Source organism: Acinetobacter sp. SwsAc4, from assembly GCF_013391535.1.
In the GTDB taxonomy this organism is placed as follows: Bacteria; Pseudomonadota; Gammaproteobacteria; order Pseudomonadales; family Moraxellaceae; genus Acinetobacter.
The window spans coordinates 24382-34730 of sequence record NZ_JACAXC010000032.1 but is presented as its reverse complement, the minus strand read 5'-3'; the positions used below and the strand labels follow the sequence as shown (position 1 = coordinate 34730).

Below are 10349 nucleotides of genomic sequence, written 5' to 3'. Positions count from 1 at the left end.
AAGCATTAATGCAGTACGATCTTCAAAGTTAAGATGATGGTATGACAATTTTATATACTCCATAAACCCTTTAAATTAATTAGGTGGTTTATGTCGCACTTCAAGTTTTACTCTGCCCAGTATTTGGGAATCGATATGTAATCGCCACGCTGGATCTACCTAGCCATATCACAAATATTGCATATCTGCTAAGGAATACAAAACAATATTCAACTGATAACCTAATAAGGCAACATACTTTATTTTCCCTCTACGCCCCATTCGTTCCAAAGAATATACGTGATAAAGCCATTGAGCTAATGCACGGAAAAACTAATGGGGCTCTGCATACAATGTTAGGCGTTGCTGCATCTAGAATTAAAGCCGTTCAGAACTTTCAGGCTTGTCCAAAATGTATTGAAATTCAGCTAATAAAATATGGTGAAGCTTTTTGGAAAAGAGACTGGTTCATACCCAATCTACCGATATGTATAGAACATGGTTCATCCTTATCTATTTATAAAGAAAAACCATCAGATTCCAGACATCATTTTCAGCCATTCATAGAATCACATTTTTCAATAGAATCAGTTGGCTCAGTCTTTTCTCAAGACCTCATCATATCAGCACCAATACAGCAATTACTGAATCTTTTCTCATATCCATCAATATCTTTTGACCAATGGACTCACTTCTATTATGGATTGGCACAAGACTCTGGGTATGCACGTGGGCAACATATAAAACACGATCAAATTTTAGAACTGTTCTTACAATATTGGGGTCAAGAATATCTTCAAGCTAAAAATCTACTTTGTCATCAAAATGAGGAAAATTCTTGGTTAAAAAATATATTCCGTAAGCACCGAAAAAGCTTTAGTTTCTTTGAACATTTACTTGTTTGGCAAACTTTTCTTTCACGAGAGAAATTAGAAAATATTTTTCATCATGCTCAACATATTCAGCCAGTTTTCATAGTAAAAACAACAACTATTGAAAATGACTTAGATATTGTAAAGTGTGCAGAATACCGTAAAAAGTGGCAGCAGCTTGTTAGAAAGAATGGTATTAAGGTGAGTCGCTCCATAAGCAATGGAGGTGCCATCTATGCGTGGTTATATCGCCATGATTATAAATGGCTTCAACAATATAATTCCAAACATCAAGTAGTACGTTCGCCTCTTAACACTCGTGTAGACTGGCATAATCGTGATCGAGAATATGCAAAAGTACTATTGCGACTTGCTCACCAATTCAAAGATGATCTGAGTCCTACACCTAGACGTTCTAGAAACTGGTATCTTATGCAATTACCACAACATTCAAGCATAGAGCATAACCTCTCTAAGCTCCCATTGGTTAGATGCTTTTTGGTAAAGTATGTTGAAAGTATTACTGAATACCAGCTACGCAGAGTCTGTGTAGCTGTTAAAATCTTATCTTCAGATTTTCAACCGTTGCACTTATGGCGAGTTTTCCGCTTGGCAGGACTTAGCAAAGAAAGAATCACCCCTGATGCAGCAAGAATTCTAAAACTATCTGGATTTTTCAATACTCATGACGGTAAAAATTAATCATTTTGATCATAATGTAACAGTTACACATATTGGCGGCCTATTCAAAGGTTCAAAATCAAAAATCTGGAGTATTAACCTACAATGCTCACCAAAACAAGAAAAGAAATTTACTAACTTTAGCAATGCAGCCATGTTAATTCGTGGCAAAAAACTAAACTGTAGCGAAAGACAATTATCTAAACCGAATCTAGTGATTACTTTGTCTGATCAGAATTTTCTAACCCCCTCTCTTTTAAAAGATTTTGATGAATTATCAACGGATTCAAATCTTACATATTTTGAGGGAATACAAACTAGTTTCATTATAGAAGGACCCAATCAGGTCACTATTCATCTACCACAGTTTGAGCTTGCAAGAACACTTTTTCTCATTAACTCTTATTTTTGTCGGGCAAGCCTCAGTACAACGACCATTCAAAATGAATTTGCAATATGCCAAGATAATGAGGAAACAGTAATTGTCTTTTTAGAAAATACAATGCCTTTAAAACTTGTAAATCAAAAGGGAACCCAATGTCTATTAGCCTGGTTACTACTTGATCCTAATGCCAAACAGTCATTTGAAAGCATTTGTCGTTATTTTAATACTCAACTGATTGATAAGGATGGATGGAAGAAATGGATTTTTCAATTTGATCCACCCTCAATGGACGGTTGGACACTCCATTTTCGAGGAAGATATAATAGGTCACAAGATGCTTTTCTTGTTGAAGAAATTGTTGGCATAGAAATCGATACTGATATTCCTACTGACATTAGTTTTGATCACCCATCTTTCACTCAAATCAAGACGGAAGGACAACAATCGGAACAAGGCTACAAACCCGAATATAGTAGTACGCTTGACCCTACAATTGAAGATGGTACGACAGCGTCCATAGAGCACGGAGTTCGTATTTTGGATGGTAATGAGTCATGGGTGAGTTTCAAAAAACCATTGACCATCAACAAGAAAGGGAAAACCAAAATAACAGGACAGAAAAGCACGGATGCTGAAAATGATGAATCGGCTTCTGGTCATTTAGCGAGTACAGACGAGGCAAATAGTGCAGGCGATTTACCTGCGGCAGATGTAGGAGGGAAAAAGGACTACACAAATTATGATCAGAAATATGCCCAACGCTATCATGATTTCAACTCGATGATACAAGTGCTTCAATCTACACATCAATGTGTGCTATATGAATCACTTACCCATGAGCTTACGAAAGTTGGGCGTTCCGAGTGTCATAGAATCAGTAAAGATAAACTACGAACCATTAAGTTTGTTCACCTTTGCTATAGAAGTGATGACTTTCTTCTCATTGAATTAGATACATCAGATGGGGTAAAAAGTATATCAACTAAGTTAATCTACCTGACAACCGATGATTGGAAGATTTATTTAGATAAAATTAAGACTCATCTAGTCGCAAAATCACTGTCATGGCCAAATGATTTGTTTGATGATGTATTTGGTGCAAATGCCCATACTCATATTGTCCATCCACGGTTTTCATCACAAGGAAATGACTCTTCAGAAGCTGTTAATAATTGGGCTGTAAGAATTATGAATGTGTTAAAGGATCTATTTTAAATCAAGGAAAATTATCAGTTTATCAGACCAAATGATAAGGAAAAATATTTTAACTTTTGCTATAATTTGTTCATTCAATAAACAAAACCAAGAATTATGCTACCTAGTTTTCAAACACTATGTGGGGCACCATGGCGGATTTTACCTCCTGGTGAACATCTTGCTACATTACAAGAGGTTAAACAAACCTTAGCCTTTAATCCGCATAGACTTAATCTATTTAATGGACTTGTAAACGCAGCTAATTTACTCGCTCGGTCAGGATGTAAGTATTTATACCTTGATGGAAGCTATGTCACTGAAAAAGATATGCCTGGTGATTTTGATGCTTGTTGGAGCATTGAACAGGTTGACTTTAATATTGTTGATCCAATTTTTCTAGATTTAAGTAATGGGACTACTGCCCAAAAAGCACGATTTGGAGGAGAGCTCTTCCCCAACTGTACAGAAAGAGCATCAGGCAAATTGTTTAAAGACTTTTTTAAGAATGAAAAACATACAAATCAGGAAAAAGGGATTATTGTAATAGATCTTCAAGCCGAATTTTCTTTAATGAATCAGGGAGTGTAAAAATGATTTTAAACTCTTTTGAATTAAGTCTAACAGAGCAAAAAATTAAGCAGATACAAGCTACAATTATTGAAGTAGAGAAAGATACTTCTGTCGCTCCCTTTATATCAAAATTAGAATTAGATTCTTTAAATGTATTTTTAAATGAATTAGTTGAAGAGCGTGATGAGTTCTTAGAAATTAGCCAAAAATTTAAACACAAAATTCCTGTAAAAAAGGAAATACTTAAATACCCAGAAAATCTAGTTTATATCAGAATAGCTAATGATATTTCTCAAGAAGATATAGCTGCACTTTTAAATGTTAGTATTGAGGAAATAAAAAGACAGGAAGACTACCTTTATAGACATTTAGATTCTATTTCTTTATTAAGAATAAATGACTTTTTAGAAGAAAAAATATCGAATAGTTTAACTGTACATACGTCTCCAATTGATTGGAATAAATTTCCAATTAAAGAAATGTTAAAACGTAAATGGTTATTATCAGGCAATATTGATCCAATAAGTGCAATCAAAGCACGATTTACAGATCTTTTTGGTAACGAGCAATATGAATTAGCATTACATAGAAAGTTTCACTTTAATGGAAACTCCCCCAATGAATACTCATTGCTTGCATGGCAGATTCAGGTTCTCAGTAAAGCAAAAGAGATAACAAAGCAAATTAAGGTGCCAAAATTTAATAAAGATTCATCTTGGCTAAATCATTTAGTTAGAATTTCTACTAATTCAAATGGACCTTTAGAAGCTCAAGAATTTCTTTTATCAAAAGGAATTATACTAATTGTAGAGCCACATTTACCATCTACATATCTTGATGGTGCTGCAATGCTTTTGCCAAATACTTCAATCCCTGTAATAGGGCTCACATTAAGACAAGATCGCCTAGATAATTTTTGGTTTGTTCTTTTCCATGAATTAGGTCATATTTTTCTTCATCTGAATGCGGAACGCACCTCTATAGTTGATGAAGACGTAGGTATAACTAAAGATGAGGTTGAGATTGAAGCTGACAACTTTGCACTGAACAACCTAATTCCTTCAGAACAATGGGATATGTGCATGTGTAGGTTCTATATCAATGAAGATGCCTTAAATGAAGATGCCCGAAATCTAAATATTCACCCAAGTATTATTGCTGGTAGATTAAGAAGAGAAAACAATAATTATCAAATTTTTAATGAAAAAGTTGGATTAAAGCAAGTAAGAAAATTATTCTGGGGTGATGAATATGATTCTGAGTAACCATTATGTTCCTTTCTTAAAGTGGCGACAAAGTGAATACCAAGCATTGTTTAAACTCAAAAAAGAGATTAAGGATCTTATCACCCCTTATATAATAATGCCTCCAATCGAATATGATTTTGAAGAAAAGCGATTAAAGAAAACCATTCAAGAACATATTGAGCCGATGCCAAAACGGCTCAAAGACAAATGGGGTTCTAGACTTGCTCTTCTAGACTTTCATGACAGTATTGAACAAGGAATCATGGACAATGGAGAAAATGTTATAAAATATGTATATACCAAGAGTCTTGCTATGGGATGTAAACTAATTCCCGTTATTTCTTTCGAAAAGTCTAAATGGTATTTAACAGAAATTAAATCAATTATTAGTACACAAAATTGCGGCCTTGCTTTAAGACTTTTTCTTGAAGATTTAGATAAGCCAAATATAAATGGTGAAATTGATCAAGTATTGGAGATGTTTGATTTAAATATAAATAATATAGATTTGATTATTGATTTAAAAACACCTGATAAATTTGAGCCATATGCTTTGTTTTCCAACTTAATCTTTATGAAAGTTAATAAGATAAACAACATCAAAAGTTATCGTTCTTTTGTTATAGCAGCACATTCACTGAATCTAAGAGAGATTAAACAGCCTGGTGGGTTGTTTACTCGCCATGAATGGATGCTATATCCTTATCTTATAAAGAAGTTCAAAGATAAATTACCAACTTTTGGAGATTACACAACTGATGATATAGAGTTTCTCCCTCCTATGGATATGCGGAAGGTCAACCCATCAGCAAAATTAATTTATACACTGCCTCAGCATTGGCACGTCTTAAAAGCTAAAGCATTTAGAGGGAATGAGATCCAAATGGTTTCTCTTTGTGCAAATGTTATTGGACTACCAGGTTACAAAGGAGTTCCTTTCTCTGATGGGGATAAACGAATTCATGATACTGCTAATGGTAAAGCAAACTTTGGAAACCTAGGAACATGGAAGCAAGTGGCAATCAACCATCATATGACAAAGGTTGTTCATCAACTCTCCAGTTACCACGCTTCAATAATTTAGTTTTAATTTCCAAGGCTAATTGTTGGACAGTCATAACTTGATTCAATTGCTTATACAATTCTTTTCTAGTTTTATATTCAAGTCTCTCTGTAATACCATATTGATACAGTAGGTCAATAGCTTCTGACTTCCATAAGATATGAGCTAGACTAATGAAGTCTACATTTGGATTAAGTTTAGCTCGCCTAATAGAACGAAAACTTACGCCACCTCTAGGACCTTTAGTGGCTAGAATAAGCCCACACCATTCAGGGGTAGAAATCATTACATCTTTAAAATGATTTTCTGCTACAACAAAGGTGACTTTTTGCAAGCTTTTTGAATATTGTGATAACTGATTTTGTAATCTAAGTAGATTATCTTTAGAACTCTTAATTTCATAGCCATGAATACAGTTATCAAACACTGCTATGTCTACTCGATTTCGACCATGCTCTAAAGATAGCTCATCAACGACTAAATGATCGTCTTTAACGTAGTATTGCTTTTGCAATCTACTGTGTAAAGCATGACGAATATCTTGATCATTTGTTGCATTCATTTTCTTTAAAGTATCTAAACTTCACCTATATTTAAAGATGTATTATACAATGTAGAAAACTTAGACGATAGAAAGACTAACAATTTCCGTAGACAGTTAACAACTATTTTGTAATTATGAAAATAGGAAGTTTTAAATTTTTTATTTTAAGTTAAAAACTATTTTGTCATTTATATAGCAAAGAAATTATCTAACACTTTGATTTTGGTTGTTCTTTAGTTAACAACTATTTTGTCTGACCATATCAAGGGCTATTGTACTTTCCGAGGGAGAGACAGAAGATCAAGTCTTACCCTTGTTATTTGAGACTTATTGTGGAAAAACTACTTTTGAGCTAGGCATAAATTTTGTTGCAGTGAATGGCTCAGGAGCTAAATATCTTCCCTTTCTTATATTAGCCAAAGATTTTGACATACCTGTATTCATATTTTCTGATGGAGAATCTAAAACAGTACAAGAATTAAAAACTAATTATGAAAAAGTATTCGGATCAGTTGACTTGATGAGCTGTAATAATATTACTATCTTAAATAATACAGACTTTGAAGGATATTTATTAGAACAGAATTATACAGCATTGATAGAACACTCTATTAAACTGGTGAATGGTGAAAATTTTATAGAAAATTGGATAGAGCGTAAAAATGGTACTCCATTAAAACCTAAAAAGTCAGCTAGACCACCATGTACATTATGTAATCAGCCTATATTTGAATCTCTACTTAGAGATTACAGTGGAGATGAAGGTAGAAAGCGAGCGATTCTTGAAATTTTAGACTCAAGTAAACCTCAGTATGCAAAGGCTATTGCTGAAAGTTTATTATCTTTAACTGCTGATGAATTGCCACAAAAACTAAAAGATCTTTTTCAACAAATAACTACTGGAATTGGATATGAATCTCTCACAAATACAACTTCAGATAGTTGAGTCTCCTTTGGATGTACCTATTCAGGTCTTAGCATCTGCTGGTGCAGGAAAGACTCGGGTTTTAACTGAGCGTATAAAATATATCTTAGCGAATACCAAAAAGAATGGAGTGATAGCTCTAACATTTACTAATAAAGCTGCTGATGAAATGTTGATGCGATTATCTTTCGAGGAAAATATTCAAGAAAGAACATGGATTACGACTATTCATTCAATGGGTCAAAGGATTCTTGAAAAATATGGTCATACTGTTGGTTTACCTACTGACCTTCATGTTTATGAAAGAGATCAGGATAAAATGGAAATTTTTATGCAATCTTTACGTGAAGATGGCATAGATGTTGATGAATATCTTAATGTGGTAGATTCGAGAGAGTTAAAAAACAGAGAAAAGCAGTTACAGAAATATTTAGATGTGTTTGCTCAGATTAAAAGAGAGATACTTACAGAGTTTGATATTCTTGAAGAGTATCCAAATAAAAATGTATGGAAAATATATGAAGCTTATCAAGATTCAATGATCCGTAGTGGCGGAATTGATTATGATGATATTTTAATTTACGCACATAGAATATTGATAACACATGATTGGATTGCCAAAATTTACAGAGCTAAATATAAACATATTTGTGTTGATGAGGCTCAAGATCTTAACAAAATACAGTATGAATTTATCAAAGCTTTTTGTGGCGATACATTAAAAAGTGTTTTTATGGTTGGTGACCCTAATCAGATGATTTATGGTTTTAATGGGTCATCTAATAGATATCTATGTGATGAATTTGTAAGGGATTTTTTACCAAAAAAATATGACTTAAAAGATAACTATAGAAGTACTAGAGAAGTTATTCAAGTTGTGAATAAGCTAAAATCGGATTCTCAGGTTGTAAGTGAGTATGCTCTGAAGGGGCAGGTACATTTTAATGAGTATGAGGACGAAATAGAGGAAGCTAAGGGGGATTTTAGCTCAGATACAAAATTTACTTCAAATGAGAATACATGATGAAATTGAAGGTGAAATTACACTTGATAAGATGGTAGTTATAGCGAGAAATCGTTTTGTATTTAGTAGTTTGGAGGAGGTGCTTAGAGATAATAATATTGTCTATTCTCTCAAAAAAGGGGAAAGATTACTTGAACCATCAACTAAATTTGCTAAAACCTTAGATTTTTCTATTCGAATTAAGTTGAATCCAAAGGATTGGGTTAATGGTAAAAAATTATGTCAACTACTCCAATTAGAGGAACCTCTAAATTGGAATAATGATGTGTTATTGGAATTAGCGGATAAAATAAATATTTCAAGTGATCCTAATCGACAACTCTTATCAGAATTATTAATTGCTGTTTATAGTTTGGAAGTTGATAATCCTAAAATACCTAAATTAATCAAATACTTTCGTGATAAATTCACTATTTGGATTGGAAGACAATCAAATATTTCAGATACCAAATATGAAGATATTAGATTGAGTATCCAAGAACTAGATGAGTTTAATCACACATGGACAATCTTTAAAAGAAAAGGGATAGGCGACTCTCTGAAGGCTTTTAGGAATGCATTGGTGCTAGGACAGCTTTCTGAAAATAACTCAGAGAAAGGTTTGACCTTAAGTACAGTTCATACTATGAAGGGATTAGAGAAAGATATTGTTTTCTTAATGGGCATGTGTGAAGGGGTATTCCCAGATTATCGAGCACTTTCAAAAGAGCAATTCGAAGATGAGAGAAATAGTGCTTTCGTTGCAGTGACTAGGGCAAAAAGATGGTTATATGTTTCTTATCCTAAATATAGAAAAATGCCTTGGGGTGATTTTAAGAAGCAGAAAAAATCTAGATTTATGTTAGAGATGGAAAAGGATTATTAAGCAAAGATCTTGAGTCTGTGCAATAAACTATTAACGATCTATAATATGAAATTTTCATACTTATAGTAGATTTTGTTGCGGTTCATAAAGCATTGAACTGTAACATTAAGGTAGTTAAATGAAGCAATATCTAGATTTGTGTCAACGCATAGTTGATGAAGGCGTATGGGTTGAAAATGAACGAACTGGAAAGCGTTGTTTAACCGTTATTAATGCTGATTTAGAGTACAACGTAGGGGCAAATGAATTTCCCTTGGTTACGACTCGAAAAAGTTATTGGAAGGCTGCGATTGCAGAGTTACTAGGCTACTTGCGTGGGTATGATAATGCTGCTCAGTTTAGGGCTATAGGCTGTAATACTTGGAATGCAAATGCTAATGAAAATGGAGCATGGTTAGCTAACCCTTATCGTAAAGGTGAAGACGATATGGGGCGAGTATACGGAGTCCAAGGGCGTCATTGGCGTAACTCAGAAGGTAAAGAATTTGACCAACTTCGTAAGATTTACGATGACTTGCGAAACGGTATTGATGATCGTGGTGAAATTCTGACTTTCTATAACCCAGGTGAGTTTGAAATGGGATGCTTACGACCTTGTATGCATACTCACACCTTCTCTTTGGTCGGAGATACACTTTATTTAACATCATCACAACGTTCGTGTGATGTTCCATTAGGTCAAAATTTTAACCAGATTCAAGTCTTCACGTTATTAGCCCTCATGGCCCAAATTACAGGACATAAGGCTGGAAAGGCTTATCATAAAATTGTGAATGCACATATTTATGAAGATCAGTTGAAGCTTATGCGTGATGTTCAGCTTAAACGTGAGCCTTATCCTGCACCAAAACTTTATATCAACCCTGCGATTAAAACGCTAGAAGATATTGAAACGTGGGTAACGTTAGACGATTTCGAGGTAGAAGGGTATCAGTATCACGAACCTATTGCTTATCCATTTTCAGTGTAAGTAATATTTATTCATAAAAGAGTTCTC

Annotated in this window: 10 protein-coding genes; 9 read left to right on the top strand and 1 reads right to left on the bottom strand. The window is 33.9% G+C overall.

Translation table 11 applies throughout. From position 1 onward, the window contains the following. The first annotated feature begins 83 nt into the window (after positions 1–83). From HYG88_RS13100 to HYG88_RS13080, 5 genes are all read left to right on the top strand, one after another. A complete protein-coding gene (locus HYG88_RS13100; RefSeq protein WP_151711499.1) occupies positions 84–1553 on the top strand; it encodes a TnsD family Tn7-like transposition protein in 1470 nt (489 codons plus the stop codon). Next, a complete protein-coding gene (locus HYG88_RS13095) occupies positions 1537–3132 on the top strand; it encodes a Tn7-like element transposition protein TnsE (RefSeq protein WP_178883239.1) in 1596 nt (531 codons plus the stop codon). Before HYG88_RS13100 ends, HYG88_RS13095 begins: the two co-directional genes overlap by 17 nt. A gap of 96 nt (positions 3133–3228) precedes the next feature. Then, positions 3229–3702: a hypothetical protein gene (locus HYG88_RS13090; protein WP_005088774.1), complete on the top strand. Its 474-nt coding sequence runs from the start codon at positions 3229–3231 to the stop codon at positions 3700–3702. Between the two features lie 2 nt (positions 3703–3704). Continuing rightward, positions 3705–4949, top strand: coding sequence for an ImmA/IrrE family metallo-endopeptidase (locus tag HYG88_RS13085; RefSeq protein ID WP_005088776.1), 1245 nt, complete (start codon positions 3705–3707; stop codon positions 4947–4949). Beyond that, positions 4930–6015 carry a beta family protein gene (locus tag HYG88_RS13080; RefSeq protein WP_035374994.1) on the top strand — a complete coding sequence of 362 codons (1086 nt, stop codon included), beginning with the start codon at positions 4930–4932 and terminating at the stop codon, positions 6013–6015. Before HYG88_RS13085 ends, HYG88_RS13080 begins: the two co-directional genes overlap by 20 nt. On the opposite strand, the gene HYG88_RS13075 is transcribed toward HYG88_RS13080, so the two are convergent. After that, entirely contained in the window at positions 5954–6556 is a 603-nt protein-coding gene (locus HYG88_RS13075; RefSeq protein ID WP_005088780.1) for a sce7726 family protein, read from the bottom strand. The genes HYG88_RS13080 and HYG88_RS13075 overlap by 62 nt on opposite strands. Positions 6557–6791: 235 nt before the next feature. Between HYG88_RS13075 and HYG88_RS13070 the strand changes: the two genes are divergently transcribed. The 4 genes from HYG88_RS13070 (at position 6792) to HYG88_RS13060 (ending at position 10322) form a co-directional block, all read left to right on the top strand. Next, a complete protein-coding gene (locus HYG88_RS13070; protein ID WP_338326823.1) occupies positions 6792–7484 on the top strand; it encodes a TOPRIM nucleotidyl transferase/hydrolase domain-containing protein in 693 nt (230 codons plus the stop codon). Continuing rightward, a complete protein-coding gene (locus HYG88_RS15330; RefSeq protein ID WP_256731750.1) occupies positions 7450–8487 on the top strand; it encodes an ATP-dependent helicase in 1038 nt (345 codons plus the stop codon). Before HYG88_RS13070 ends, HYG88_RS15330 begins: the two co-directional genes overlap by 35 nt. Beyond that, positions 8474–9352 carry a 3'-5' exonuclease gene (locus HYG88_RS15325; protein ID WP_256413857.1) on the top strand — a complete coding sequence of 293 codons (879 nt, stop codon included), beginning with the start codon at positions 8474–8476 and terminating at the stop codon, positions 9350–9352. Before HYG88_RS15330 ends, HYG88_RS15325 begins: the two co-directional genes overlap by 14 nt. Positions 9353–9470: 118 nt before the next feature. Further along, complete coding sequence (locus HYG88_RS13060; protein ID WP_069120389.1) at positions 9471–10322, top strand: thymidylate synthase; 852 nt, start codon at positions 9471–9473, stop codon at positions 10320–10322. Positions 10323–10349 lie beyond the last annotated feature (27 nt).